This is a genomic window from Streptomyces sp. NBC_01210, from assembly GCF_036010325.1.
Lineage (GTDB): Bacteria > Actinomycetota > Actinomycetes > Streptomycetales > Streptomycetaceae > Streptomyces.
This window is the reverse complement of the sequence record NZ_CP108549.1, coordinates 179,214-205,031: the sequence shown is the minus strand read 5'-3', so window position 1 is coordinate 205,031 and position 25,818 is coordinate 179,214. Positions and strand designations below refer to the sequence as shown.

Below are 25,818 nucleotides of genomic sequence, written 5' to 3'. Positions count from 1 at the left end.
GTCTGTGTGTCTGGGGTGGCCGCGTGGCCGACTTTCCTAAGGAAATGACTAGCAGTTGGCGAAATTGAGAGGGAACCCGCAGTCGGGCTATGGGGGCTATAGCAAGTGTGTGGTTTACGGTTTCTGAACAGGTGTTGGATGAGATGAACGCTGTACGGTAATTTGACCGACAGCGTTAGAATCAATGGCTCAGAAGGGCCGGGATACGTGGCACTCGACTTGCACCGGCTGTGGATCTTTATGCAGGTGGTGGAGCACCATGGCTTCTCCGCTGCCGCGCAGAAGCTGTACATGAGCCAGCCCTCCGTCTCCAATCAGGTGAGGAGGCTGGAGGAGTCGCTCCGGACCACCTTGATCGATCGCTCCGGAGCGCGGGTTCGGCCCACCCCCGAGGGAGAACTGCTGGATGCCTACGGCAAGCGGGTCTTCCTGCTCGCCGAAGAGGCTGTGGCCGCAGTCCAGCAGTTGAGCGGACTCACCACGGGTCGTTTGGTGGTGGGAGGCTCCACGTCTGTGGGTACGTACCTGTTGCCGGAGCTGATGGCCCGCTTCCGCTCCCTCCATCCCGGAATCGATGGCCACCTCTTCGTCGGGAACAATGAAGCCGTTCAGGAACAACTGCTGAAGGGGGCCATCGGCGTCGCCGTGGTTGCGGGGGTGCCTCGCGAGCCGCGTCTGATGGCAGAGCATGTGCTGGAGGAGCGGATGGTCGTCATCGCTCCCCCTGGCCACCGGCTGGCGCGCAAAGGGCCGATCAGCCCCGATCAGCTGGCCGGGGAGCTGATAGTGCTGCGCGAGCCGGGCTCCCAGACCCGCGAGCTCCAGGAAAGGGCCTTGCATGCCTGGGGTATCGCCCCAGCCTCGCAATGTGACGCGTGGGGACCGGAGGCGCTGAAGCGGTGCGTGGTGGCCGGCCTTGGGATCTCCCTCATCTCTGAGCACGCGGTAGTAGACGAGATCCGCTTCGGTACCTTGGCGTTGCTGGAATTGACCGAGCCGCCGGCGCCGCGAGCAATCAGTCTTGTGCGGAGACGTGACCGACTGTCCTCGGCCGCAGAGAAGGCGTTTGTCGACCTTCTTCGCGAGCGGGGCGTCTGGCCTGGTGACGCCTTGTCTCGCGCGTCGGGCTCACGGTAAATAGTCCGCCGTCGTGTTGGGCTGGCTTTGACGTGGTCCCTCTCGGCATTCAGGTGCGCCCCGAAAGCCTCACAGCAGGAGGCGTGCGGGGGCTGCCTGTTCCCCTGGACCGCACGGTCGGCCCCCTTGCCCACCGGACCTACACCTAGCGCCGCAACGCTGTGATCAGCTTGTCGAACTGACGCGGGGTCAGCCCCTGAATGGGGCTATCCAGGAGGGCTCCGACGCCGTGATCACACCAGTCACTGCGTGATCATTCCACTGCTTCAGGTTCTCCGCTGCTCGAACGCGGTCAGCGTTCACGGCTTCGGCGCCATCTGTGCCTGGCCGCCATGGAATGTTCACCCAAACACTTGAGAACTTCCACGCGTTCGGTGATGCTGAACTTAGATATGTGACATGTCACAGTGGACTGAGCCATGCCATGCCCATGGCGTGGCGCCTGGCGGCCCGGATGGGTGGGGTCCGCCTCCAGCAGAGCTGTATCACCGTGAAAGGTACGTTTCTCGTGAAGCACAAGACCCAGCGTCCGAAGAAGAAGATCGTCGCCGTCGTAACGTGCGCCCTGACGGCGTCGGTTGCCACCCCCCTGCTGATGCATGAGGCGAATGCGGCTGATCCGCGGATCTGCATCAACGGCACACTGAAGGCAGAAGCCAGAGAAGCGGAGGTCGGCAACGCGCAACGGAGGAGTACGGTCCGCGGCGCCTCCTGGAAGCTTTTCAGTGACAAGGAGGAACTCGCGGGGGGTTTTACGGCTGACAACGGTTCGTTCAACGCGTGCCACACGTCGAGCATCAGGAAGAATAATCTTAGGGTCGTGTTCGCCAGCTCAACTGCCTACTCGCAGATCCTCCAGCTCGGCGCGCAGCGGCAGTACACATTCGACTCCGGAAGTCTCGGTAGCAGCAGCCAGAATCTCGGCGACGTCCTGGTGCGCGATACGCAGGAAAATCAGCTGGTCGGCCGAGCCTTCAAAATGCTCGACACCCTCAACGACCTGTATGCAAGACGCAGCAGCGGCACCGCATGCTGGACGATACGCCAACAACCTTATGGCTGCGGACAGCTCAAAGTCGTCTGGCCGAGTACAGAAGGAGCCTGGTTCGTGCCCACGACGGGACTCGTCCACCTCAAAGAGCCGGATGGCACGTCCAAACATACGGCACTGCATGAAGCAGGGCACTTCTTCATGAACGCACTCCTGGGTGGGACACCGCCGAGCGACTGTAAGGGAAAGGATGGCAGCGGGGGTCACCAATTCGGCGAAGCGAATGGGCTTACCTGCGCGTGGAACGAAGGCTTCGCAGACGCTGTGGCCGCCTACGTACTGGGCGACAGAAACTACGTCTGGGGCAACGGCACCGTCCACGAGTTGGACAAAGACCGCGATAGATGGGACGTCGGCGACAAAGTCCAGGACCGGGTGGGAGTGAGCCTCCTCGACATGTGGGCTGCCGATGGCGGTTGGACCAGGACTCTTGACGTGATGAGCAAGGCAGGCGCGCCCTTTGTGAGCTTCCAGGACTTCCTCCGAGCGAAGCGGTCCGCCTTTCCCGGCAGCGCCTCCAGCGACCGTGCCATCGCGCAGCGAAACGGGCTTACTTACCCCCTCTGACCCCAGCTCGGCTACTCGTCCGGGAAGCCTGAGGCCCTTTACGGGAGACGGCCCCTACCGCCTCCTGGAAGCAACCTCGAGCCGCGAGGCACCCTCATACCCATTGCGGAGCAGAGTGCTGGCGCGTCGGGTGACGAGAGGAGGCAGCGGTGTGTGATGTGAACAGGATCAGGAACGCCACCGACTACGAACCGCGCCAGCGTCGCCCTGCCCGGCTTCCGTTCCGCTGGCACCACGCTCTGCTGGCGGGTTGGACCGGCCTGTGGTTCGTGGTCGTGCAGCCTGCCGGGGGCGTCTCATGGCACTATCTTCGCCAAGGTGAGCAGCTGCTTTTCGGCGGAGGATCAAGCGGGGGGCTCAATCTCTACCAACACCACCCGGAGCTGCAGATCGGCCCTGTAAGTCTGCTGGTGGCCAGGCTCTTTTCACCCTTCCCGGATCATATCGCGCAGTTTCTGGCGCAGTTGACAATGTCGGGCCTGGGCCTGGTGATGCTCGTCCTGGTCGGCAGGACTGCCGGATTGCATCATCGGGGCACGGGGACAAACCACCGCCGGTTGCAGCAGCGCATCCTCGTATCCGGCTTGGCTTTCATCCCTATGTGGGTCGAGGTCTCCGTTCGGTTCGCCCACCTCGACGACGTTCTGGCGCTCTTCTTCACAACCCTGGCTGTCCATGCACTTGTACGGAACAGATCTGACGCGGTCGGCGTCTTCCTCGCATTGGCGGTCGACTCAAAGCCGTGGGCCGCCGGGTTCCTCCCGCTGATCATGTCGCTACCGCGATCCTTCTGGAAACGTTCGTTGACCTGGTTCTTTGGGCTGGTCGCCGTGGCCTGGCTGCCCTTCTACCTCAGCAACCCAGGGTCCCTCTCAGCGGCCCAATTCACCATCCCCAACGATTCCGCCTCCTCGCTGCGCTGGTTGGGCATTTCGGACGAGGCCACGCCTTGGTGGGACCGGCCGGCGCAGTTCGCCCTCGGGCTCGTGCTGGGCGCTCTCGCCGTATGGCGCGGTCGCTGGCCGGCCGTCGTGCTCCTGGGCGCAAATGCTCGCATCCTGCTCGACCCCAGCGTGTACACGTACTACACCGCTTCCATCCTGCTCGGAACATTGCTCTGGGACGCTGTCGGCCAGCGATGCCTGGTGCCCTGCTGGAGCTGGATAGCACTCGCATCGCTCTACGGTGGAACGTTGTTCATTGCGGTCGATGCCGCGCGCGGACTGCTGCGGCTGGCATTCGTCATGCTCTCGACTGCCTACATACTGTGTCGGCAGGGCAGTCGCCGGCGGCCGCGGCCCCCAGTAAGCGACAGCGCCGGCGGGCGCCATCGGTCCCAGGCACCGAGGAATGAGCGGCACCGGTTTCAAAAGGATGTGCCGACAACCCCACACTTCGAGGGGCTCCGCGACCCCGCCACGAAAACATCCCGTTCCGTGGCGAGTTGGAAGCGCTAACGAGCTCGTGGATGGCACGCTCGTGCCCACCCCCTTTGTCACCGAAACTCCCGTTGTCCACGACGAGATGCTTGTCGGGCCAGACACCGTGGCCGATGTTGGACCAGCCGGGGCCGGAGGATGTGTCGGCCATCGGCTCGGCGTACAGGTTGGTGTTCGATGTCACGCCGTCCGCCCGGAGGCCTTCCAGGTTGGGCATGTCGGCGTTGGCGAGCCGACTGAAGCCGGCACCGTCGATGCCGATGACCAGGGTCTTGTGGGTGAGAACGCCGTCCGGCAGGCCCTGATAGCCGGCCGCGAAGACGGGAGTCGTGACACTGACGGACAGTGCGAACGCCGGGACTGCCGACGCGAGGGCGAGCCGAACGTAGCGGTTCAGATGCATGCATCTACCTCGGAGACTTGAAGTGGATTTCTGCGGGCGCTTCAACTGATCGAGCCGAGCGCTCTGAGCGAAACGATCCGATACGGAACAGGGCTCGTTCTCCGCTTAACTCGATGTGCATCGCCCACGATTTGACCGTTATGTCCTGGAATAGAGCTGGATTATGGGAGTTATTGCTCAACGTGTCTGATGAATTGTTTGCCGCATTGATGAACGGCACTACGCAGACTTCATCACACGGATACCGCGGTTCGGGCAGCCGACTTCGTGAACCAAACGCAGAGTTCGCGCTCGAAACTGACCGCGCCCAAGGCCTACTGCTTTGTCCATCCGCTGGGTGCGGAGGCCCGGACTGCAGGCCACGGTGGCCTCTGCGCCGTGGCGCGGGCGGCCGAGTGGGAACGCTCACGAACCGATGACTGAGCATGCAGACTGGCGCCTCGTGGGCCTCCGTCGCGCGGAAAGCCCGCACCCGGAACGGATGCGGGCTCCCCAACCTCCCTACACGCTACCCACCTACAGGTGGCACCTGCCTCTGCACCGTCGGTGTGGTCGGTGCGGTGGCAGTCGTCGAGCACCGGGCGGCCGACAACGAAGCCGAGGTCCGCCGCCCTGTCCTATGCGGTTGTGTCGAAGGTGTAGTAGCGGGTGTGGTCGAGCATGTCCGCCGGAGTGACGTCGTTCCACGGCCTCATGGTTCCGCGCAGATCGACGACATCGGGGGTCCTGACGGCCGGAAGATAGCCCGAACGGGGGTGGCGGGCTTGCCACTGGGCCCAGAGCTTGTCGATGAAGGCGTGATGGAGCCAGAACACCGGGTCGTTCGGAGAAACCCCACTGGTCATCTGCCCACCAACCCACACATGAACCGAGTTGTGGAGGCCACTGCGGCCGCGCCAACCCTCCAGGGTATTACGGAAGGAACCCGCGGAAGCACTGTTCCACGGCGAGGTGTCGTACGTAGTGATGTCAAGCGCCGCATCGACATCGGCTTGTGTCGGCAACCGCCCTGCACCACCAAGGTTTCGGCGCAGGAAACCACGCGTATCTGTGTTCACAGTCACCGGCCAATTGCCGGAGGAGAAGGCGAACCGCCCGTCCATCACCTGCTCGTCCCGGCTACGGCCGGTACCGCCGAGAAAGTCGGCTGCCCAGATCGATGAAGCAGCGGTCCGGTCCTTCGTCCAGTCCCAGTATGGGAGCGCCACGGACGGATCGACGGACTGGAGGGCCTGCTCGAACTCTATGAGGAACCTGCGGTGCCAGGGCAGGAAGGAGGGCGAACGATGCCCGACGCGGCGACCGCTGTCGGTGTCGCTCATGATGAAAGCGTTGTGGGTGGTGACGAAGGTGTCGTACCGATTGGATCGCTTCAGCTCCAGCAGGGCGTTGACGAACCGCCTCTTCTCGGTGGCGGAAAGCTGGGACTGATTCTTGCGTACGGTCATGGTGAGAGTGCTCCCGGATCAGGCGACGGCAAGGGGGACGAGTTCTGCGCCCTGCAGCTCCAGCACGGCGGCGCGGGCCACGGCGCGGGGCGTGGCGAGGGGCTCGTAGTGGTTGACAACGCTGATCCAGGTGTCGTCGGCGTTCTGCATAACGTGCAGTTCCTCTCCGTCGATGCGCACGGCATAGCCGCTGCCGTGTCCGCCTCCGTGATGTCCGCCTCCGTGCGACGGCGCGCCGTGTATTCGGCGGCCCTGGTAGACCTCGTCGAACGCCGAAGGAGCGGTGGCGGCCGGCTCCGGCCGTACGGCAGCGGCGGCTGTGCCCGCTACCGTCAGCGCGGCGGCGGCGCCGGCGAGGGCGCCGAGCGCGCGGCGGCGGGTGATTTCAGGCATGGGAAACCCCCAGAGGGTGCTGTGGTCGGTGAACGATGGGCGTGGTCTGCGCCCATGACGCGCCATGCCTACCGGCTCACCCCGCAACCTGGAAGCCTCCGGCGATTTGTTGGCCACGAAGGAGACATGGCCAGCACGTGCCGTCCAGAATGGAACAAAGTTGACCTAGCGGACCCTCAGGCCGTACGTCCATCAATGACGGAAATCCTCCGCCCGATGTGACTTCTTCATGGAGCTTTCGTTTCCATCTCCCGGGAAGTGTGCGTACTCCAACACGCACAAAGTGTCCGGAATCTTGCGCCTCAGGCTCTCCCCGTCCCGGGTGAGCCGGAGTCAGTCCTCGTACCTTGTTGATCGGGATGAGCGAGCCATTCGTAGGGTTGGCTCACCCAGGGGTGCCGAGTGTGGCTTTCAGTCCTCTGCCGTCCGTGGCTTCAGACGATTCGCCGCCCGGCGCCCCTCGACGACTCGGCTGCTGACGAGGAATTGCGACGTTGATCGCTCAGTAGGGACTCGACAGGGAGGTCGTCTGTGGTGCAAGTCCAGCTACCGACCTGTGGAGTGCGGGTGACAGCAATCTGGGCCGGTATCGACGCTGGTAAGACCCATCACCACTGCGTGGTGATCGACGAGACCGGCAAGCGGCTGCTGTCGCGGCGGGTGTCCAATGACGAGCCGGAGCTGCTTCGGCTCCTGGCCGACGTCCGCGCTCTGAGTGAGGACGTCACCGGGGGGATCGACTTGGCCGACGGCGGAGCCGCCCTGCTGATTGCCCTGTTGCTCAACCACGACCAGGAGACGCTCTATGTTCCCGGCCGAGCGGTCAACCGGGCCTCCGAGGGCTACCGAGGTGACCGCAAGACCGACGCGAGGGACGCGGCGATCATCGCCGACCAGGCCCGTATCCGCCGCGACCTGACTCCTTTGAGGCCAAGCGATGAACTGCTCACCGGGATGAAGGTCCTCACTGGCCATCGCCGTGACCTCGCGGACGACCACACCCGGGCCATCAACAGGCTCCGCAACCACCTCACCAGCATCTTTCCCGCTCTTGAACGGGCGCTGGATCTCACCAACGTCGGCCCACTGGTACTGCTGACGGGCTACCAGACCCCGGCCGCCCTTCGCAGGACTGGCGCCCGTCGGCTGACGACCTGGTTGCGCAACCGCAAGGTCCGAGGCGCCGATGATCATGCCACCACAGCCATACAGGCCGCCGAAGGCCAGCGCACGCGCGTGCCCGGCGAGGCGATGACAGCCCAGAGTGCACAACCTCACGAGGGAGGTGATGACCCTCAACGAGAAGATCGCCGAGGCCGACAAGCTCATCGAGGGCCGGTTTCGCCAGCACCAACACGCCGAGGTGATCGCCAGCATGCCCGGCATCGGCTCCCTGCTTGGCGCGGAATTCCTGGCCGCCACCGGCGGAGACATGGACCGGTGATCGGGCAACGTCTGATCGCGCAGTACGACACGCACTGCCTTGAGCGAACGCAGCGCGTCGAGACGTGATCGAGGAGCAGCGGCCCAACGACGGCAGCGGGCCGACGGCTGAATTGTGTGTCAAGCAGGGGGAAGTGTGGAAGTCGCGGGCGGGCGATCACTGCAAGGACGTCTGCGGCCCGCCGGTGGCGGGCCGCAGCGGCGATGTCGGCCTACATGCGGGGGTCGCTGTAGCTGGAGCGGCCGGTCTCCATATGGCCGGCGAAACGGCGCGGGAATCCGTTGTCGGTGTTAGCGGTGGCGGTCAAGTCGTACCAGTGGTGAGCGGGTTCCACGTTCCAGAAGTCGTCGTCGCTCCCCCGGGGCCGAGGGTGTATGTCCGCGGCGATGAGGCTGCGTAGCTGTTGGTCACGGTGATGACGCACTCCGTGTCGCCGTTGTTCTCCATGTCCGTCCGGGTGGTCTTTGCATTTCTGGTACCAGACCGGCATGCCGTCTTCGTTCTGGATTGCCTTGGGTCGTTGAAACCCGCGCACGCCCTTCAGCGTCCCGAAGTAGTGGTCGATGGACCGGTTCTCTTGCATGAGCATCACGGCGTGCTGCACATCGTTGATGGTGCCGCCCGGCGTCACGGGACCGCGAGCAAATCTTGTGGATGGCCTTGGGGAGGACCCCGGTCGCGGCCACCGCAGCTGCCGTTCCCAGCATGCCGAGCAACCGGCGCCTTGTCACCGCGGCCGGTCTGTCCTCTTGAGCAGCACTGCTGGGTCCTTCGTTTGTGGCCGTGAGGCTTTCCTCCGGGTAAGGCCAATGAGCCGACTACCCATGTGGGCAGGGCAGGCCAGACTGGACAGCGCGTATGCCGACGCGGACTGCGGCACGCCTTCCGCGGCTGTGAAGGTCGATCCCGACCACATGCGGCAACAGCGGCAACGGACGGGGATTCGCCCTGGCTATGGCATCCATAGCGGGAACGTGGCCCGCAGACGGACACGCAGTCGCAAGAGGCCGTATCCCCCGATGCCGGCTCGAAGGCATGCGCTGCCGCCGCTACGCATCAGGTCGTATAGCGAAGGGTTATGGAGGGGATTTACAAGTAGCCCCCTGGTGCGTGTTGTGCCACGTCAAAGGCTCGTCAAGGCTGGCAAGTACATCGCACAGGAAGGCCGACCCATGGTGAATCCCGTAGCTGAATTCATTCGGCCCCGGCACCTGCTCAACTTTATTGGCGGCCAGTGGACATCGTCCGAGAGCGGGCAGACTCGGCCGAATATCAATCCTGCTGACGCCGACGATGTGATCGGCAACTTCGCAGAGTCCGGCGGGGTGGACACCGACCGTGCGGTGGATGCGGCGGCCTTGGCACTGCCTGCATGGCAGGCTCTCGGCCCCATCCGGCGGGCCAGCTGTCTCACCGCAGCAGGCCGGCTGCTGGAGCAGCGTGCGGAGCTGTTTGCCCAGGCGATCACCCGGGAGCAGGGAAAGCTGCTGTCTGAGGCACGTGGCGAGGTGGGGCGGGCCGTCGCCGTCCTGGAATTCACCGCAGGGGAGGCCCGCCGCCTGAACGGCGTGACGACCCCCGCCGAGGAAGACCGCACCTGGGCGATCACTTTCCGCCGCCCCATCGGCGTGGTGGGACTGGTCTTCCCCTGGAACTTCCCGCTCGCCATTCCCATGTGGAAGGTCGCCCCGGCGCTGCTGTCCGGTTGCACCGCCGTCCTCAAGCCGTCCCCTTTCACTCCTTTGACCTCGGCGCTGTTGGTGGATCTGTTCCAGGACGCCGGGGTTCCCGCTGGAGTGCTCAACCTTGTCCAAGGGGATGCCGCGGCGGGGGAGGAGGCCCTGGTCGCGCATCCGCTCGTGGCCGGAATCAGCTTCACCGGATCCCCCGGGGTCGGTGCCGCGATCCACCGCGGCGGCGCCCACCGGCTGCTGCGCACCCAGCTCGAACTCGGCGGCAAGAACGCGGTCCCTGTCCTGGACGACGCCGACCTCGACAAGGCCGTGGAGGCTGTGCTCAAGGGGGCATTCGGGCAGGCCGGGCAGCCGTGCAGTGCCACCTCCCGGGTCGTGGTCGACGTCCGGGTCAAGGAGGAGTTCCTGAGCCGGCTCGTGCCACGGGCCTCTGCTCTGCGCGTCGGGCCGGGGACCGATCCGCTGTCCCAGATCTGCCCGGTGGTCAACACCGACCGGATGGACGCCTGCCTGGACGCGATCAGCAAGGGGCAGGACCAGGGAGGCAAGGTGCTGTCCGGCGGAGGCCGGATCACCGTAGGCCTCCCCGATGGCTGCTACGTCGCGCCGACCGTCATCAGCGATGTCGCCTGGGACTCGGAGCTCGCCCAGGAAGAGGTGTTCGGCCCCGTCCTCAGCGTGATCGAGGCCGATGGATTCGAGGACGCGCTGCGCATCGCGAACTCAGTGCGCTACGGCATGTCAGGAACGGTCTTCACCGCCTCCCAGACCCGCGCCTTCGAAGCCGTCGACCGGCTCGAGGCAGGCATGCTCCACGTGAACCGCCCAGGAGTCGGTGCCTACGCCCACCTGCCGCATGTCGGCGCAAGGCGTCCCAGTATGGGCCGCCTGAGTGCTCACCGCAGGTGTGGGACTTCTACACCGAGTGGCGCTCGGCCTGCCTCGCCTACTAGCCATCGCCAGGGGATTCGGCACGAGCCACCGGGGTTGTGTGCGACGCCCGCCCGAACCTGTGCTCCGGCTCAGTGGTTCGTCATACCGGATCCGACTACCCCGCCTGCGACAAGGGAGAACCTCCAGTGATCAGAGTTCAGCGTCCGTTCGGCCGGGTCGTGGTCGCGATGGTCAGCCCCTTCACACGCGACGGCGCCCTGGACCTGGACGGTGCAGGCCGCCTCGCCACCCACCTTGTGGACCGTCATGGCGTCGACGGAATCGTGGTCAACGGCACCACGGGGGAGTCGTCGACCATGCGAGGCGCGGAGAAGAGGCACCTGCTGCGGGCGGTTGTGGAAGCAGTCGGTGATCGGGCGATCGTCACCGCAGGGGTTGGCAGTAGCGACACCACCCATACCGTCCGTTCGGCGCAAAAGGCCGAACGGGCCGGCGCTCAGGGCCTGCTGGTCGTCACCCCGTACTTCAGCCGGCCCCCGCAAACTGCTCTGGTACGGCATCTGAGCACGGTCGCCGATGCCTGCGGGCTGCCCGTCATGCTCTACGACATCCCCGCCCGGACCGGGGTCGAGCTGCGCCGGGACACGCTGCTGCAGCTCGCCGAGCACCCGCGGATCGTGGCGGTGAAGGACTGCGCATACAACCTGGGCAAGAGCGCCGCAGTGATCGCCTCGACCCCGCTTCGCTACTACTCGGGGGCCGATGAGCTGAACCTTCCACTCGCCGCCGTCGGGGCCGTGGGCTGTGTCAGCGCCGTCGGCAATGTGGCCGGGCACGCTGTGCGGGCGGTTCTGGACGCCTATGAGAGCGGTCGGCCTGCCAAGGCTGCGGAACTGCACCAACGGTTGCTGCCACTGATCGAGGCGATGATGGGGGGCGAATCCCCCGGGGCCGTGACGGCCAAGGCCCTGCTGAACCACCAGGGCCTGCCCGGAGGGACCGTACGCGCCCCCCTGCAGGACGCCGCCCACGACCTGACCGCACAGCTGATCGCCGCGCTGGAGCAGGCGAGCAGCCTGTGGGCCGCCGATGACGTGAGCGCCGGTTCGCCCTCATAGGACTGCGGGACCGTTGCGGTGCACCACGCGAGGCACCCCTCGTTGCTGGGCGTCACGCCCTCAACGGTCCCGCGCCAAAGGGAGTAGGAAGCAGGGTGAGCAACGGAAGCCCGACGACTCCGGCGGGCGAAGAACGCGGATACGGCGCGCCCCCCGAGCCGGCCGCAGCAGCGAAGGTCGGCGAAGACGCCTGCACCCAGGCCGATTCCGACCGCCTGGGCTTCTGGACGGAGCGAGCCCGACGGCTCACCTGGTCGACGCAGCCGGACCAGACCCTGGACTGGTCGAACCCGCCGTTCGCGAAGTGGTTCGCCGACGGGAAGCTGAACGTCGCCCACAACTGCGGCGACCGGTATGTGGAGAACGGGCTGGGGGACAGGGTCGCCATCCACCTCGAGGGCGAACCAGGAGCCACCCGGTCGATCACCTACCTCGAACTGCATCGCAAGGTCTGCCAGGCGGCCGGGGCCCTGACCGCGCTCGGGGTGGGCCCCGGCGACTGGGTAGCGATCTACCTGCCGATGGTCCCGAGGCTGTTGTGGCCATGCTGGCCTGTGCCCGTATCGGCGCCCCGCATTCGGTGGTCTTCGGCGGCTCCCACGCCGACGCACTCGCCACCCGCATCAAGGAAGCCGACGCCAAGGTGGTCATCACCGCCGCCGCGGCTACTGCCGCGGCAGGCCCAGCGCCCTCAAGCCGCCGTCGACGAGGCCCTCACACGACCCGGCACCCAGGACGTGCGCCATGTGCTGGTGGTCAGCCGCACCGGGCAGGACATCGACTCGCAGCTGCTGAGCCGGGTCGACGACGTGATGTTGGTCTCCTGGCCACAACATCTCCACCGTCGAGGTGGAATGCGCTCTGGTCGCCGCACTCCAAGGTCGCCGAGGGAGCCGTCGTCGGCGCCGCCGACCAGACCACCGGCCAGGCCATCGTCGCCTTCGTCATCCTCCGCGGCTCCGCCAGCGAGGACCAAAACCTCGTCAACCACCTGCGCATACACGTCGGGCAGGCGTTGGGTGCCATCGCGAAAGCCAAGCGGATCACGCTGGTCGCCGAGCTCCCCAAGACCAGCTCCGGCAAGATCATGCGCCGCCTCCTCCGCGATGTGGCCGAGAACCGCCAGCTCGGCGACGTCACCCGGCGACGGCTGACACCGACGGCGGCAGTCGGCAGAGACAGAACCTCAACCCCGAACGGGAGAGATCGATGCACGTAGTCCTGATAGGCCCGCCCGGATTCGGAAAAGGAACCCAGGCCCGCCATTTCGCAGAACGGTTGGGCATTCCGTCGATTTCCAGTGGTGACCTGTTCCGAGCCCATTTCCGCGACGGCACGCTCCTCGGACGCCAGGCCAAGAAGTACATGGACTCCGGGGCTCTGGTGCCGGATCACATCACGATGGCGATGGTGAAGGCGCGCATCGCCGCGGAGGACGCAGCAGCAGGGTTCCTGCTGGACGGGTTCCCGCGCAATGTGCACCAGGCGGTACTCCTGGATGGGATGCTGGCCGTGCAGGGAAGACGACTCGATCACGTGCTGGCCCTCAAAGTCTCCACCACCGAGGTCGAGCGCCGTCTGGCAGGACGGCGGGCCTGTCAGTCCTGCAACCTGGTCGTGAACGTGAATTTCGCCCCGCCCCGGGTGTCCGGAGCCTGCGACACATGCGGCGGTCGGCTGATCAGACGAGAGGGCGACCGCGAGCGCATCATCCGGCGTCGACTGGCCGCTTGCACCGAGCGGACAGCCCCCCTGCTCGTGCGGTACGCAGCGCTGGGCATCCTGGCCAACGTGGATGCCGTCGGCCCGGTGGAGGATGTCAGAGCACGCATACTTGCCGCCGTGCCTGCCCTGGCCGGTGCAGGTGCATAGGGGCAACAGCGTCGCAGCCAACGGGTGCGCCGCCACCTGACGCGGACGGTTCCGGGCCACACGCGCCCGGAACCGCTTCGCACAGGGAGGATTCGCGTGTGAGCGACCTTGGTTGTTGTTGCGGCTGTCGCCGCCCACGTTCTGGCGGCCGTTTGAGGAGCGTTCCCTTTCTGGGCACCTGAGTTGCCGCCCTGGTCGCCCGATAGTGGCGGCAACCGCAGCCAGGGCGGTGGTGACCGGCTGGAAGAACGTCGTGCCGCCGAAGATGCAGTTCCGTCGCGGCGCGAGGGTGATGCTGATTGCGCTGCCGTCCTGCGTGAACAGCGCGCCACCGCTGTCACCCGGTTCAGCGCACACGACGGTCTGGACGAGCCCGGTGACGGTGCCCTCGGAGCACAGAAGCCCCCGAGGGCGCCGAGTGCGTCCCTGGGGGCTTCCATGGAAAGGGGTCAGGCGGGTCAGGCTGCGAGGTTTTCCTCACCGAGTCCGAAGGAGAGGGTCATTCCCGCGCCACCGAGGCCGTTGACGACCGTGACGCCGGGCTCGGGGTTGACCACTACTTCTGTTGCTCCTCGGGGAGCTGAGGGGTAGTAGCCGGTCCAGCGCTGGGCGATGGACAGATCGGGGGCGTTGGCGAACGTCTTGAGGTAATCCATGATCGCCTCACTGACCGCTTCGCTCTCGAACGGGTCGTGCGTCTTTCCGTAGTGGTGGCTGTCGCCGATGGTCAGCGCCCCGTCCGCGGTCTGCGACAGGAGGACGTGAATCCCGTTGTCGCCGTGGAAGGGAAACTGCTCGTGCATGCGCTCGGAGAGGGCGGACAGTGACGTGCACTGCTTGAACGCCGCGTAGTGCAGGAGAGTCAGCCCCGCGCAGAGGGTGGCGTCCAGTTGCCAGTTGCCCGGCTGCGGCGGCGTGCGCAGCATCTGCAGCTTGCAGCGGGTCAGGTTTGCTGCGGAGTAGACGTGGGGGTAGAGGGTCTCGAAGTCGTTGCCGCTGCAGACGAAGACGCGGTCGGCGTGCCAGATACCGGCTGTGGTGTCCAGGTGTGGCAGGTTGATGCCGCGCACGGTGGTTCCGAAGCGTACGTCGACGCCGTACTCGTCGGCGAGGTAGCGGGCGACGGTGGGGATGGCCCGGCGCGGGTCCACATTCAGCTCGGTCGGGCTCCACATGGCCGCCTTGAGGCCGTCGGTGTTCACTCCGGCGCCGAGTTGTTCGGCCTCTGCGGGGGTCACCATGCGGCATCCCTGGTCACGGGCGGCCGGCGTGGTGGCGAGGAACTCCTCCAGGACGGCTTCCTCGTCCTGGTGGTGGACCAGGTGGAGGGAGCCGGTCTGGGGACACCACAGGTCCGTCTTGGCGGCGATTTCGAGCCAGATCTCGCGGGCCCGCAGTGCCCGTTGGTAGATGGCGCCGCGCTTTTGGCCGACCGGCCAGATCAGTCCGAAGTTGCGGATGGACGCACCGACGGAGAAATCGTCCCGTTCGAACAGGACGACCCGGTCGCCGCGCTTGGCTGCCGCAAGGGCGTGGGCGAGTCCGACAATGCCCCCGCCGATGACGGCGGTGTCAGCGTGGTTGGTGGGCATGGGTGCCCCTTTCGGGTGTGAGTCTGTGTCCTCAGGGCCGTGCACGGCCCTGAGGACACAGAGAGCTTGGTTCAGGCTGCGACCGGGACCCGGTTCCAGCGGGGGAGCATGATCAGGGCGGCCAGCAGTGCTGCACCGGCGAAGAGGTAGAAGTAGGTGTGGCCGCCGATGATGCCGGGCAGGAGGCCGCCGAAGATGGCGCCGACCGATCCGCATCCGTTGACCACGCCGGCTGCGGTGCCTGCGCTGTCGGACTTGCCGAAGTCGACGGCGGCGGTGCAGGAGATCATGGAGTCGGCCGCGTAGACGGACAGGCCCATGAATCCGAGGACGACGATCATCATGGTGACGCTGCCACTGGCGGTGAGCGGGGAGAACAGGGCCAGGACGATCGTCAGCAGGACCAGGCTGAGGACGGCGGGCGGCACCCGGCGGGAGCCGAAGACCTTGTCGGAGACAAAACCGATGAGCGAGGGGGCCAGGCAGCCGGCGACGCCGAAGGCGATGGTGATGGCCGTTGCGGAAACCTTGCCCACCTGCGGGAGCCGCTCGTTGACGATGATCGGGCCCCACAGGAGGATCGCGTAGCGGGCCGGCTTGATCAGGAAGTAGGCGGCGCCCAGGGTGAGGACCATCGGGTCGCGCAGGGCCTTGAGTGTGCTGCCCTTGGCCGGCCGGGGCCTGTCGGTGGCGGCCTGGTCACTTGCCTGGGCCGCCGTTCCGCGCTCGGCGTCATTGATGTTGGGCAGGCCGACCGCTTCGGGGCTGTTGCGCTGGAGGACGAGGAAGACGAGGAGGGCTATGCCCATGACCGCGGCGCCGCCGAAGAAGGCCACCTTCCAGCTGTCGAAGAGGCCGTAGGCAAGCCATCCGAGGAAGGGGACGGAGGCCAGGCCGCCGAAGGCGTAGTTGGTGCTCCACAGGCCAAGGACACGTCCGCGTTCCTTCACGGTGAAGAAGTTGCTGACGTTCTTGCACAGCGGGGCCCAGCCGGTGGACTGGGCGAAGCCCAGCACGGTCATGGCGACGCCGAAGGCCACGACAGTGGGGCTGATGCCCATGACGAGCGCCGCCCCGATCGAGGTGATGATGCCGCCGATCACCACGATCCGGGTACCGAACCGGTCGGCGCACGCGCCCCAGATGAACTGGCCGATCGCGTAGGTGACGAGGTAAAGCGTGTCGAGAACACCCCAGACCGGCTTGGTGAGGACGTGCTCGAGCCCGGAGCCCTCCTCCAGGATGCCGAGCTGGGCGACCGAGGGTGCTTCGCGCACGAAGTAATAGGTGGCATAGGCGAGCCACGTCGCGGCGAAGGCCTTGACACGCCAGCCGCCGAGGCCCGGATGGGCCGCCAGCATCTGCTTCGTCGTGAGTCCCTGTGGTCTTTCCGATGTCTGAGTCATGGCGGGGCCTTGCCTGTCGTGTGTGGTGACGGGGGATGTGCGAGGGGTCCATCAGGTGGTGCAGGGGGGCCGGAAGTGGAGTCACCGACGGCGGGGACGCGACCGTGTCCCGCGCGCTGGGGGAGTCGGTGTCGGCGTCCGCGGAGCTGGTCAGTACTGCGGCTGCTTGCCGGCGGCCAGCGCGGTGCCGACCCAGTACGAGTCGAAGTTGCGCAGCCGGTGTCCGTTGGGAAGACGGATGCCGGAGCGGTTCACCAGGAAGGGGACCTGCTGCTCGGTCAGGCCGCCGTGGGAGCGCAGCGGCTCCTTGAAACCGGACACGTCGTGCCGGTCCGGGGTGGTACCCAGCGCGGTGTTGCGGTCGGCAATGACCACCAGCTCACCGATGCGGTCACCGGGGAGCTCGAAGCGCTCGCACGCCTCCTCCCGGGTGATCACCTCGACGATGCCCTCGAGCGCCGACAGCTCGGACCCAACCCCGGAGACGTCGGCTCCCTCGGGCAGGTGGACGGTGGCGTAGGAGCCCAGGGCGCCGTGGTGAACCGTGTAAGGGTCGGTGATGGGCAGCACGACTCGCGCGGCGCCCTCGCCGAGCGGACCGGCGGACAGGCCGTCCAGCAGCTCCTGGAGGTAGACCACCTGGGGCGTGCCGTCGCCGTTGCTCTTGGCGTTCATGCCGTGATCGGCGGTGACCACCACCACAGCACCGAGGGCGTCGAGGCGGGCGAGGTAGCCGTCCATCATCGCGTAGAAGTCGTTGGCTACCCGTGAGCCCGGCGCATGCTTGTGCTGGATGTAGTCGGTCAGCGACAGGTAGATCAGTTCCGGCCGCTCGTTCTCGAGCACGTCGACGCCAGCGGCCAGGACCAGTTCGCTGAGTTCGGCGCTGTACACGGAGGGGAGCTCCATGCCGACCCGCTCCAGCACCTTGTCGATGCCGTTTGCCTCCACCGTGAGTTGATCCGCCTTCTCGGCGGAGAAGCAGATGCCGTCGGACAGCCCGCGCCCGAGCAGACGGCGCAGCTTGTCCTTCGCGGTGATCACCGCGACCTTTGCGCCACGCTGGGAGAATTCGGCGAACAGGGTGGGCGCGCGCAGCAGCTCCGGGTCGTTCATCATGACCTCGACACCGGCCTGCGCGTCATAGAAGTAGTTGCCGCAGATGCCGTGGACCGCCGGAGGGACGCCGGTGGCTATGGAGAGATTGTTGGGGTTGGTGAACGACGGCATCGTGCACTCGGCGCGCAGGTCGCTGCCTGTCCCGAGCATCCCTTCCAGGAAGGGCATCCTGCCGTCGGCGATGGCGCGCTCGTGGTAAGCGGGCTCGCTGCCGTCGACGCAGATCACGACGACCGGAGCGGCCGGCCACGGGTAACCACGCCCGTTGACAACGGTTCGGCTATTCTGTCCTGTGTTCTGACTTGGCGGTGTCATCAATGCCCCTCTGGTGCCATGTGAAGAGGGGCCGGGATTGCGGATCCCCTCAAGGGTCCACCAGAAGTAACACCAGGTAGAGCGAGCTTGGAACCTGCTGCTCGGCTATGACGCTCATAGTCTCGCCAGCGGTCGTGGTGAAATTGCCCCTTTTGCTTCATGCTGAACACAGTTAGCATCAAGCTCGTTGCACAACCAGATCACGGCTCTTAGAAGGGCCCTGCATGAACGGGAGTAGCCCGTGGAACTCGACCTGCACCGACTGTGGATCTTCATGCAGGTGGTGGAGCACCGGGGGTTCTCGGCCGCCGCACAGAAGCTGTACATGAGCCAGCCCTCGGTCTCGAACCAGGTGCGCAGGCTGGAGGAGTCGCTGCGCACCACGCTCATCGACCGCTCCGGCGGGCGGATCCGGCCCACGGCCGAGGGGCAGGTGCTCGATACGTACGGAAAGCGGGTCTTTCTGCTGGCCGAGGAGGCTGTCGCCGCGGTCCAGCAGCTCAGCGGCCTGCAGACGGGGCGCATTGTGGTCGGCGGGTCGACGACGGTGGGCACCTACCTCCTGCCCGACCTGCTCGCCGCCTACCGGTCCCGCCATCCCAGCGTCGAGGGCCACATCTTCGTCGGAAACAACAAGGCGGTGATCGAGCAGCTGCTGAGCGGAGGCGTCGGGATCGCGGTGGTCGCGGGCGCTCCGGCCGATCAGCGGTTGGTGTCCGAGACCGTGCTCGAGGAACGCCTCGTGATGGTCGCCGCCCCTGGCCATCCGCTGGCCGGGATCGCGTCCCTCACGGCCGACATGTTCGCCGGTGAACGCCTGATCCTGCGCGAGCCGGGCTCCCAGACCCGAGAACTGCAGGAGAGCACCCTGGGGAGCTGGGGTCTCACCGAGGCGTCGTGGACCGAGGTGTGGGGGCCGGAAGCGGTCAAGCGCTGCGTGGCGGCCGGCCTGGGCATCTCATTGATCTCCGAGCATGCCGTCGCCGACGACGTCCGGTCGGGAACGCTGGCACTCCTTGAGGTGGAACAGGCTGCGCAGGCCCGCCCGATCACTCTTCTGCGGCGCCGGGACCGGCTGCTTTCCGCAGCAGAGCAGGCCTTCGTCCAGCTCCTGCGCGACCAGCCAGCATGGCCCCTGCGCCGGGTGCCCAGCCAGCCAGCTGGCCCTGGAAAGTGACCGTTGGCCGCTGCGGCCGCAAGGCGCACGGCACAGCTCCGGCCCGTGGGGCACTGTCGGCCCCTTATCGTCGGCGTTGTTCATTTCTGCGCCCCGGCCATTCGGTGTCGGGCCGCGCCGCGAGGGGCGCAGTACATCCCAGGATGTACTGCGCGGCTGCCTGACTCCCTGGGTGGGGTTCAGATGCCTTCTCCAGCGGGACGCGGCACGCGGGGCCGGGCGGGCAACCTGACTGGGATGCAGCAGCTGCTTGCCACCCGCACCATTCGCCAGTGCTGCCCCGCATCCCACGCTGGCTGCCTTTCCAGTCTGGTCCCCGACAGGAGCGAACCGATGACAGCGCCTCTCCCGCCCGTACTTCCCATCAAAGCCCTGCGCCGATTCACCTCGTGTTTCCTCGCCCGGTCGGAGGCCGAAGCAGAGCTCCACCGCGCCGAAGGCGCGTGGGCGACCGCAGAACGGGCCCGGCAGGAAGGCCTGCTCGCCGTCGACCACGCACTGGCCGCCGCGGCAGACTTCCCCGCCACCCTCGCCCTGGTCCTGGAAGCCTCCTCTTTCCAGGGGTATCCGACCACCACTGACGAGCACGACCGCCGGATTCCCCCGTGCGCCGTGGCGCACCTGGGCGAAGGACTGTGGCTGCACCACACCCGGCTCGCCCCCTCCGCCTTCGTTCCCGCACGCGACCTCATGGCACTCCTGGCCCCGCACCCCACCGAGGGCTATCAGCTGACAGCGATCGACGACGACGCCTCGCTGGCCCGGACACTGATAGGCCTCGGCCTGCACCACGGCAAGGGCTGCTCCGAGGCATTCGTCCCGCGCCAGCGCTGAGCGCCGCCCTGGGTGTATTGATCACGAGCGTTGTTGACTGTCGCCGGGCTTGATCATGGCGAAGACCTCCGGTGTGGTGGAGCTGTCTAGGACTGCATCGCACACGGAGGTCTTCGTGTCCCACCGTAATGCCCGGCTGACCGTTCACGGCAGGCGGCTGCTGGTTCAACGTGTCCGCTCAGGCCGCCGGGTCGCGCATGTTGCGGCCGAGACGGGTATCTCGCGGGCCACGGCCCACAAGTGGGCGGCGGGCTGAGGGGGAGGTAGACCTGTTTGACCGCTCCAGCCGGCCCCGGACCACTCCGCACCGCACCTCATCGGCTCTGGAGGCCCGCGTCTACGAGATCCGGCAGGCGCGCAACGTGGGACCGGCCCGGATCGGCCTAATTCTGGGCCTGCCCGCCTCGACGGTGCACGTGATCCCCCCTGCCCGGCAGGGTCTGAACCGGCTGGCCTGGATGGACCGCCCCAGCGGCGAGCCGATCCGCTGCCACGAATGACCCCGACCCGGTGAACTGGTCCACGCCGACATCAAAAAACTCGGCAACATCGCTGACGGCTGGCGCACGGTCGGCAGGACGGCCGGAGACAGCAACCGGCAGGTCACCACCGACCAGCGCAAGAGGTGCATGCCCGTGATCGGCTACAACTCCCTCGCCTGTCTCACCGTCCTGCTCGTCCGCGAACTCGACGCCGACAAAGCAGAAACGGATCCTCCCCAGCCCATCCACCTCAGCTTCGCCGAGAGTAGACGCCTGAACACCTGACTCACTCACCGTCGGCCCACACGGGCCAGCCGTGTTCTGCACTGGTCACACTGGCGCCGCATACGCAAGCCCGCCACTAAAAACGACGCGGACACAGCCCCTGAGAACAATCGGTGCAGCGAGCGGTCCGCATCCTGCGGGAGCTCGTCACGATGGGGCCGAGGCTGGGCGTGACCGACCTGGCCGAGAGCCTGCCAAGCCGACCGCCCGTGCACTGCTGCGGACCCTTGAGGGGGAGGAAAATTGTGAATCCAGGATGCAGAGGCGGGCAACGACTGCCTGGGGCCCGGGCCTGGTGCAGCTCGGCAACGCCCACCTGGGCACCCAGGAACTGCGTACCAGGGCTCTGGCGTGGGCTACCTGCTGGCCACTCGCGTGGGATAGGCGGCATGAGTAGGTTTACTCGCGGGTAACCAGACCCTGTTGGCCCGCCATGCCTGCCCGCCCGGCGGGTCTGTTCAGATCTCGGAGGTGGGCACACCATCCCCTGGAACGTCTGTGCGCTGGGAAGGACGATCGTGGCGCATGTGCCCCCAGGCGCTGCGCGACCACTTGCTCGCCGGCGAGCCTGCCTCGCTTACCGACGCCCCCGGCCGCATGGCGCGCGAGCTGGAGCAGGTCCGCCAGCGGGCTATGCGCTGGAAGAACAGGAAGCAGCCGTGGGCGAGGCCAGCGTCGCCGCCCCAGTCGCCGACAGCTCCGGCCAGCCTGTGGGTGCCATCGGCGTGGGCCTGGTCGAACGGGCGCTCGCTGGTCCCGCACGGCTGGAGGTGGCCGTTGCTCTGCGCGTGACCGATGGCAGCCTTTCCCGCGTCTTTGGGGCACTGCGGGGGACTGCGGGGCGCACCTGATTGCCCGGTGTGCCGCGTGCATGTGCTGAACCTGCGACGGTGCCAGGGCCTCCGGCAGCCGGGGGCCCTGGCACCGTCTTTCAACGAGAGCGCGGGCGGTACTCACCCTTTCCAGAGCGTGATGACTGCGGCACTGGTGTCGATCGTTGCGTAGCGTCGGCGTTTGCTGGCTATGTCCGAGCGAGCGACGTTGACGGCGGAGGAAAGCGCGGCCTGAGCGGTGATCGCCCAGATGACGAAGGTGTGTGTGCCGGGCCGTTCGTCCGTCGTCGTGATCGGCATCGTGACGCTCCACCACTGTTCGGGCGCTCCGATCCGGGACTTGAGGCCGTGGGTCCAGTCCGTGGTGGGCATGCGGGTGGAGTTCAGCGGCCGTGAGTGATTAGGGGAGGCTGTGAGGGAGGCGGCGTGGCCGTGCTCGACGGAGGCGACTGCGCGCAGGAACGGGTCGTAGTCGGGGAGGCCGTGCGTGAACAAGAGAAACGCTCCAGACGGGGTGGTGTGGGGTGCGGCACTCTCGGGGGGTTCGCGTGGATCGCGTGCGGCACCTTGGGGTCCTTCCCGCCGGGCCCAGGCATTGAGCCGATGTTCCGCGGCGGTACAACCAGAGTGGCCGGCAGCGGACTGCGAAACGTCTGGCTGGAGATGGCATTTGCGATACGGCCGTGGGCGGATCAAGCCCCTGGCTACCACTGGAGGAGTACATCCGGGGCCCGCCCGGCTGTGTCGTGACTGACCCCCTGGTGGTCCCGCAGAATTAACCCCCCTTGATCATTTGGAGGGTGCTGAAGGTGGAGGACTGGGCTGAGATACGCCGTCTGCATCGAGCGGAGGGTGTGGTCACCGATCCCGCTCACGCGGCCACTGCCCGGCGGAGTTCCAGCGGGCCCCGCGGGGGCGATCCCGCTCACGCGGCCACTGCCCGGCGGATGCGCGCATGCGGCGGCCAGTCCGTCCGTCCAACTCGCCAGGGTGGAGCCAGAACAGCAGGGCCCGGCGCGATCGCTGCATGTCGGCCATGTTGAAGGCTCCGACGATCGCGAAGGCATCGACCATGAGTTCCGGGTCTTCGAATTCCATGGGGACGATTGTGCGTGGTCAGCAGTGGTTGTCAGGGCGGCCAGGGGCTGCGCTCTCTCCAAGGTCGGCGAGGAGGCCACGGATCCGGTCGGCGATGGCGTTGTGCCGCTCGACCTCGCGGGGCCAGCCGCGCTCGACGGCATCCTGGGCGAGTTGCTGCTCGCGGGTGAGCCGGGACCGCAGGCGCGGGGCGTACTCACTGGTGGTGAGGAACTTCGAGCAACGGAGATAGAGATCGCACTCGCAGGGCCCTTCAGCGGATGCCCGCAGGCAGTGTCCGAGTTCGAGCTCGGTCTTGAAGAAGTTGGTCTTGAGCCAGTTCAGGGTGTCTTCGCCGATCTTTCTGCTCAGTAGTTCCTCGGTGGCAGGTCCCGCGATCCGTCCGCCGGCGGCAATGACTTTCTGGTACTGCTCCTTCAGGACGGGGTCGCTGATGTGGGAGTACGTGGCCGACATCTGCGCGTTGCGGTGCCCGAGGACCGCCATGATGGTCTGGATCTGGGCGCCCCCTTCGGCGAACTGGGTGCCGACGGTGTGGCGAAACCGGTGGGCAGTCACGGTGGGATTGCCGTCGCCGTCGACGAGTCCAGCCTTGCGGCAGGCGATCTCCAGGGCGTCTTCGAAGAGGAAGTGCCGACCCATGGGCTTGCCTCGTCGCATGAACACGTAGCGAACCGGCTGTTGGGCCCATGCATCGTGGCGGGCCGCGGCGTTCGCGGCTTTGGCCGAATCGATCAGCTCGCGCAGGACGTCCGCCGCCTGGGGGTGCAAGGGGATCATGCGCTCGGTATAGGTTTTGCCGACCGGGATCCGAAGCCGGGGGTAGCCATCGGGGTAGGCGTCCAGGCAGTCAAGGGCCAGCCGGGCGATCTCGCCGCGGCGGGCTCCACTCCAGCGCAAGAGGAGCAGGGCAGCCCGTTGATGCGGGTCGTCCAGTTCGTCGATGGACTGCATGAACCGACCCAGCTCGTCCCTGGGGATGAAGCGGGGCAACCGCATGGCAAGTTTCGGCAGGTCCGAGCGGCCGAGGAGAGGCCGGGCTGGGACGTCGGTCCATCCCCACTGACTGCTCTCGCGGAAGAATTGCAGCACGTTGGTTGATCCGCTGGTGCAGGTGTGAGAGGCAGCTTTCGACGTGGGACCGGGTCAGCTCGGCGAGATTGGCCATCTCGGGATGACTCTGGCCGAGCCAGCGAAGGAAGTAGCGAAAGGCGTCGCGAGCGTTGCGTACGGATTCGGCCCGGTCGGTGCTCTGGAGGCGTCCGGCCAGCCAGCGATTGACCGGTGCAGCGACCGCGGGCGGGGTGTCGGCCGGGGTGAGTTCTTCGCGCCATAGTTCGCGGGTCTTCAGACCGTGAAATGGTGGCTCGCTGATCTGGCCGGTGTTGAACATGAGCACGTGCAGACTGTGCAATCGGCTCAGGGATGCTTTCTCGAACTGGCTGACGAGTACGGGCGGTTCGTGCACACGGCGTGTGCTGTGGATATGGGCTGCCCGGATGACAGCGGCTTCCGGTAACAAGCTCCATCGGCGGATCTCTTCGCTGAATGAGACCAGGTCCTGGTGGGTGATGGCGGTGATGTCCGGATCTCCCTTCCAGAGGACGAGGCGAGCGACTCCCCAGGTCAGGGCTGACCTTCCACTTCGGTAGCCGAGTTGTTGCTGACGTTGGTCGAGGGTGTTCAGCAGGTCTAGGTCCACCCCCAGCGCGGGAGCAACACGGGGGTGAAACAGGCTGTCGAAGTTTCGGGCAAGCACCCAGTCGGCGTCCATCGGCATGTCGTGGGTCAGCGCGAGGTAGGCCAGGTAGGAGCCCGCTTCGTGTGAAGTCCCGCGACGCATGCCAGGGCCAGCCGCCGCATCGGCGCCCAAGTCCAGACGGACCAGCAAAGGGGCGGCGAACCATTCCTCCAGGTCAGGCCACCGCTCGACGAAGCGTTTATAGAAGAACAGTCGCGAGCTGACGGTTCCCCTCGCTCCGGGGAACGTGGAACGGACCCAGGATTCGTACTCGCTCCGCGAGGCGTGTTCGCGTCGAGGTGGCGGTTCGGGAACCGCTGCAAGCGCAAGGACAGTCATCGGTTGTTCTCCAGCGCCCGGGTGTAGTCCGCCAGTACCGCCTCGTCGGAGACCCGGGTGTAGACCTTCGTCGACTCCGGCGAAGCGTGTCCGAGCCGCTTCTGAAGCGAAAGCTCCCGCATTCCGCCTTCCCACATCGCAGTGGCATGCGTGTGTCTCAGCGCATGCGGAGTCGTCTCTGGCGTGCGCAGTCCGAGTTTGGCCATGCGGCGGGAAAAGAGACGCACCACGGCGTCGTAACCAAGCGGTTCCAGTCTGCGGGCGCCCTTGCCTGCGATGAGGAAGACGAACGGGCTGACAGCCTCCAACGGCCGCTCGTGCATGGCGTAGCGGCTGACCGCGTCCAGCGTCCGCGGCTCGTGCAGATCGACGATCCGTTCCATGCGGGACTTTCCCCGCACTCCGTGCGGGTGGTCGTCCCTCTTGCGGATCGTCACCCGGCGCCGGCCGTAGGAGATATCGGCAACGTGCAGCGAGAGGACCTCGCCGGGCCGCAGTCCACCGTCCAGCATGAGAAGGAAGATCGCCAGATCGCGGAAGCGCTTGAGACTCCCGATGAACTCCTCCAGCACGGCCTCGTCCATCGGCCGGGGCAGACGCCGCGGCTGCTTGACCGTCACCGTCCGACGAACTGGCTGCTGACGGCTGGCCCGCCCCATGAACGGCTGATGGCGGTCTGCCACCCTGGCCAGCGCAGGATCGGGGCGTGTCTGCATCGGGGAGGCGTCACCCTCGTACTCCGCCGCGACGATCGCTCGTAGAAGCTGGAGACAGCTGCCAGGATTCGGTTCACCGTTGAAGGCGCCAGCAGCCTGCCCGGTGTGTCCGGACCGCCGGCGATCGCAGCCAGTCCAAACCGCTGGGCAGCGCGACGAGACGGCGTGCGTCGGAGAAAGGCCAACAGCCGCAGTGCGTGCGGCGCGCTGAAGTCCCGCCAGTCCATGTCTTCTTGGCTGAGAAACGTGAACAGGTACTTCAGGTCGTACGCGTAGGCCCTCAAGGTGTTCGGTGAGAAGCCCCGGTCTGCCAAGTGGTCCAGGAACCGGCAGGCCGACCCGACCGGCTCATCTTCGTCATCGACGAGTTGCACTCGGCGAACGATCCCGTCCTGATGCTCCTGAAGCACCCGCACCAAAG

22 protein-coding genes and 6 pseudogenes are annotated in these 25,818 nt (G+C 66.5%); 13 read left to right on the top strand and 15 right to left on the bottom strand.

The window, feature by feature from the left end:
* The first annotated feature begins 207 nt into the window (after window positions 1–207).
* The 3 genes from OG735_RS00860 (at window position 208) to OG735_RS00850 (ending at window position 4,212) form a co-directional block, all read left to right on the top strand.
* Window positions 208–1,137 (top strand): LysR family transcriptional regulator, encoded by a 930-nt coding sequence (locus tag OG735_RS00860; RefSeq protein ID WP_327321204.1) that lies wholly within the window; start codon window positions 208–210, stop codon window positions 1,135–1,137.
* A 508-nt stretch (window positions 1,138–1,645) separates the two neighbouring features.
* On the top strand, window positions 1,646–2,755 hold the full coding sequence (locus tag OG735_RS00855; protein ID WP_327321203.1) for a hypothetical protein: 1,110 nt from the start codon (window positions 1,646–1,648) through the stop codon (window positions 2,753–2,755).
* A 149-nt stretch (window positions 2,756–2,904) separates the two neighbouring features.
* Window positions 2,905–4,212 (top strand): hypothetical protein, encoded by a 1,308-nt coding sequence (locus OG735_RS00850; protein WP_442812361.1) that lies wholly within the window; start codon window positions 2,905–2,907, stop codon window positions 4,210–4,212.
* A 43-nt stretch (window positions 4,213–4,255) separates the two neighbouring features.
* On the opposite strand, the pseudogene OG735_RS00845 reads toward OG735_RS00850, so the two are convergent.
* The 3 genes and pseudogenes from OG735_RS00845 to melC1 all read right to left on the bottom strand — a co-directional run.
* Window positions 4,256–4,597 (bottom strand): annotated as a pseudogene (locus OG735_RS00845) (alkaline phosphatase family protein); the annotation flags it as partial.
* 617 nt (window positions 4,598–5,214) lie between these two features.
* The gene (gene melC2, locus OG735_RS00840) at window positions 5,215–6,045 is read right to left on the bottom strand and encodes a tyrosinase MelC2 (RefSeq protein WP_327321202.1); all 831 of its coding nucleotides are present in this window, start codon (window positions 6,043–6,045) and stop codon (window positions 5,215–5,217) included.
* Between the two features lie 18 nt (window positions 6,046–6,063).
* Complete coding sequence (gene melC1 / locus OG735_RS00835; RefSeq protein ID WP_327321201.1) at window positions 6,064–6,438, bottom strand: apotyrosinase chaperone MelC1; 375 nt, start codon at window positions 6,436–6,438, stop codon at window positions 6,064–6,066.
* Between the two features lie 567 nt (window positions 6,439–7,005).
* On the opposite strand from melC1, the pseudogene OG735_RS00830 reads away from it, so the two are divergent.
* A pseudogene (locus OG735_RS00830) lies at window positions 7,006–7,876 on the top strand (IS110 family transposase); the annotation flags it as partial.
* A gap of 217 nt (window positions 7,877–8,093) precedes the next feature.
* On the opposite strand, the gene OG735_RS00825 reads toward OG735_RS00830, so the two are convergent.
* Both OG735_RS00825 and OG735_RS41740 read right to left on the bottom strand, forming a co-directional pair.
* Complete coding sequence (locus tag OG735_RS00825; protein WP_327321200.1) at window positions 8,094–8,486, bottom strand: alkaline phosphatase family protein; 393 nt, start codon at window positions 8,484–8,486, stop codon at window positions 8,094–8,096.
* 67 nt (window positions 8,487–8,553) lie between these two features.
* Window positions 8,554–8,613 (bottom strand): annotated as a pseudogene (locus tag OG735_RS41740) (twin-arginine translocation signal domain-containing protein); the annotation flags it as partial.
* 78 nt (window positions 8,614–8,691) lie between these two features.
* On the opposite strand from OG735_RS41740, the gene OG735_RS00820 reads away from it, so the two are divergent.
* The 5 genes and pseudogenes from OG735_RS00820 to OG735_RS00805 all read left to right on the top strand — a co-directional run bounded on the left by OG735_RS00820 (window position 8,692) and on the right by OG735_RS00805 (window position 13,460).
* Window positions 8,692–10,659 carry an aldehyde dehydrogenase family protein gene (locus tag OG735_RS00820; RefSeq protein ID WP_442812578.1) on the top strand — a complete coding sequence of 656 codons (1,968 nt, stop codon included), beginning with the start codon at window positions 8,692–8,694 and terminating at the stop codon, window positions 10,657–10,659.
* On the top strand, window positions 10,659–11,588 hold the full coding sequence (dapA, locus tag OG735_RS00815) for a 4-hydroxy-tetrahydrodipicolinate synthase (protein ID WP_327328167.1): 930 nt from the start codon (window positions 10,659–10,661) through the stop codon (window positions 11,586–11,588). The genes OG735_RS00820 and dapA overlap by 1 nt, the downstream gene beginning before the upstream one ends.
* Window positions 11,589–11,683: 95 nt before the next feature.
* Window positions 11,684–12,364, top strand: a pseudogene (locus OG735_RS41735) (AMP-binding protein); the annotation flags it as partial.
* Between the two features lie 47 nt (window positions 12,365–12,411).
* Entirely contained in the window at window positions 12,412–12,807 is a 396-nt protein-coding gene (locus tag OG735_RS41730; RefSeq protein WP_442812577.1) for an AMP-binding enzyme, read from the top strand.
* The gene (locus tag OG735_RS00805) at window positions 12,798–13,460 is read left to right on the top strand and encodes an adenylate kinase (protein WP_327321198.1); all 663 of its coding nucleotides are present in this window, start codon (window positions 12,798–12,800) and stop codon (window positions 13,458–13,460) included. Before OG735_RS41730 ends, OG735_RS00805 begins: the two co-directional genes overlap by 10 nt.
* A gap of 198 nt (window positions 13,461–13,658) precedes the next feature.
* On the opposite strand, the pseudogene OG735_RS00800 reads toward OG735_RS00805, so the two are convergent.
* From OG735_RS00800 to phnA, 4 genes and pseudogenes are all read right to left on the bottom strand, one after another.
* Window positions 13,659–13,850 (bottom strand): annotated as a pseudogene (locus OG735_RS00800) (trypsin-like serine protease); the annotation flags it as partial.
* Between the two features lie 68 nt (window positions 13,851–13,918).
* Window positions 13,919–15,052, bottom strand: coding sequence for a TIGR03364 family FAD-dependent oxidoreductase (locus OG735_RS00795; protein WP_327321197.1), 1,134 nt, complete (start codon window positions 15,050–15,052; stop codon window positions 13,919–13,921).
* A 71-nt stretch (window positions 15,053–15,123) separates the two neighbouring features.
* On the bottom strand, window positions 15,124–16,458 hold the full coding sequence (locus tag OG735_RS00790) for an MFS transporter (protein WP_327321196.1): 1,335 nt from the start codon (window positions 16,456–16,458) through the stop codon (window positions 15,124–15,126).
* Between the two features lie 150 nt (window positions 16,459–16,608).
* A complete protein-coding gene (phnA, locus tag OG735_RS00785; RefSeq protein WP_327321195.1) occupies window positions 16,609–17,892 on the bottom strand; it encodes a phosphonoacetate hydrolase in 1,284 nt (427 codons plus the stop codon).
* Window positions 17,893–18,133: 241 nt separating this feature from the next.
* Here phnA and OG735_RS00780 point away from each other — a divergent pair, with 241 nt between their 5' ends.
* The 4 genes and pseudogenes from OG735_RS00780 (at window position 18,134) to OG735_RS00765 (ending at window position 20,670) form a co-directional block, all read left to right on the top strand.
* Window positions 18,134–19,069: a LysR family transcriptional regulator gene (locus OG735_RS00780; protein WP_327321194.1), complete on the top strand. Its 936-nt coding sequence runs from the start codon at window positions 18,134–18,136 to the stop codon at window positions 19,067–19,069.
* Between the two features lie 333 nt (window positions 19,070–19,402).
* Complete coding sequence (locus tag OG735_RS00775) at window positions 19,403–19,903, top strand: hypothetical protein (RefSeq protein ID WP_327321193.1); 501 nt, start codon at window positions 19,403–19,405, stop codon at window positions 19,901–19,903.
* A 115-nt stretch (window positions 19,904–20,018) separates the two neighbouring features.
* Window positions 20,019–20,553 (top strand): annotated as a pseudogene (locus OG735_RS00770) (leucine zipper domain-containing protein); the annotation flags it as partial.
* Window positions 20,539–20,670 (top strand): hypothetical protein, encoded by a 132-nt coding sequence (locus OG735_RS00765; protein WP_327328634.1) that lies wholly within the window; start codon window positions 20,539–20,541, stop codon window positions 20,668–20,670. The pseudogene OG735_RS00770 and the gene OG735_RS00765, both read left to right, overlap by 15 nt.
* A gap of 953 nt (window positions 20,671–21,623) precedes the next feature.
* Here the strand turns inward: OG735_RS00765 and OG735_RS00760 are convergent.
* The 6 genes from OG735_RS00760 to OG735_RS41725 form a co-directional block, all read right to left on the bottom strand.
* Window positions 21,624–21,998: a hypothetical protein gene (locus tag OG735_RS00760; RefSeq protein WP_327321191.1), complete on the bottom strand. Its 375-nt coding sequence runs from the start codon at window positions 21,996–21,998 to the stop codon at window positions 21,624–21,626.
* Between the two features lie 363 nt (window positions 21,999–22,361).
* A complete protein-coding gene (locus OG735_RS00755) occupies window positions 22,362–22,601 on the bottom strand; it encodes a hypothetical protein (RefSeq protein WP_327321190.1) in 240 nt (79 codons plus the stop codon).
* An 18-nt stretch (window positions 22,602–22,619) separates the two neighbouring features.
* Entirely contained in the window at window positions 22,620–23,555 is a 936-nt protein-coding gene (locus tag OG735_RS00750) for a tyrosine-type recombinase/integrase (protein WP_327321189.1), read from the bottom strand.
* Window positions 23,452–24,681 carry a hypothetical protein gene (locus tag OG735_RS00745; RefSeq protein ID WP_327321188.1) on the bottom strand — a complete coding sequence of 410 codons (1,230 nt, stop codon included), beginning with the start codon at window positions 24,679–24,681 and terminating at the stop codon, window positions 23,452–23,454. The genes OG735_RS00750 and OG735_RS00745 overlap by 104 nt, the downstream gene beginning before the upstream one ends.
* Window positions 24,678–25,397: a tyrosine-type recombinase/integrase gene (locus tag OG735_RS00740; RefSeq protein ID WP_327321187.1), complete on the bottom strand. Its 720-nt coding sequence runs from the start codon at window positions 25,395–25,397 to the stop codon at window positions 24,678–24,680. Before OG735_RS00740 ends, OG735_RS00745 begins: the two co-directional genes overlap by 4 nt.
* Complete coding sequence (locus OG735_RS41725) at window positions 25,298–25,771, bottom strand: site-specific integrase (protein ID WP_442812576.1); 474 nt, start codon at window positions 25,769–25,771, stop codon at window positions 25,298–25,300. Before OG735_RS41725 ends, OG735_RS00740 begins: the two co-directional genes overlap by 100 nt.
* Window positions 25,772–25,818: the final 47 nt, after the last annotated feature.

Coding starts and splice junctions, on each gene's coding strand:
- OG735_RS00745 (WP_327321188.1), bottom strand. CDS start 24,681: ATGACTGTCCTTGCGCTTGCAGCGGTTCCCGAACCGCCACCTCGACGC.
- OG735_RS00820 (WP_442812578.1), top strand. CDS start 8,692: ATGAGCCGACTACCCATGTGGGCAGGGCAGGCCAGACTGGACAGCGCG.
- OG735_RS00740 (WP_327321187.1), bottom strand. CDS start 25,397: ATGCAGACACGCCCCGATCCTGCGCTGGCCAGGGTGGCAGACCGCCAT.
- OG735_RS00790 (WP_327321196.1), bottom strand. CDS start 16,458: ATGACTCAGACATCGGAAAGACCACAGGGACTCACGACGAAGCAGATG.
- OG735_RS00755 (WP_327321190.1), bottom strand. CDS start 22,601: ATGGAATTCGAAGACCCGGAACTCATGGTCGATGCCTTCGCGATCGTC.
- OG735_RS00750 (WP_327321189.1), bottom strand. CDS start 23,555: ATGCAGTCCATCGACGAACTGGACGACCCGCATCAACGGGCTGCCCTG.
- melC1 (WP_327321201.1), bottom strand. CDS start 6,438: ATGCCTGAAATCACCCGCCGCCGCGCGCTCGGCGCCCTCGCCGGCGCC.
- OG735_RS00775 (WP_327321193.1), top strand. CDS start 19,403: ATGACAGCGCCTCTCCCGCCCGTACTTCCCATCAAAGCCCTGCGCCGA.
- OG735_RS00795 (WP_327321197.1), bottom strand. CDS start 15,052: ATGCCCACCAACCACGCTGACACCGCCGTCATCGGCGGGGGCATTGTC.
- OG735_RS00805 (WP_327321198.1), top strand. CDS start 12,798: ATGCACGTAGTCCTGATAGGCCCGCCCGGATTCGGAAAAGGAACCCAG.
- melC2 (WP_327321202.1), bottom strand. CDS start 6,045: ATGACCGTACGCAAGAATCAGTCCCAGCTTTCCGCCACCGAGAAGAGG.
- phnA (WP_327321195.1), bottom strand. CDS start 17,892: ATGACACCGCCAAGTCAGAACACAGGACAGAATAGCCGAACCGTTGTC.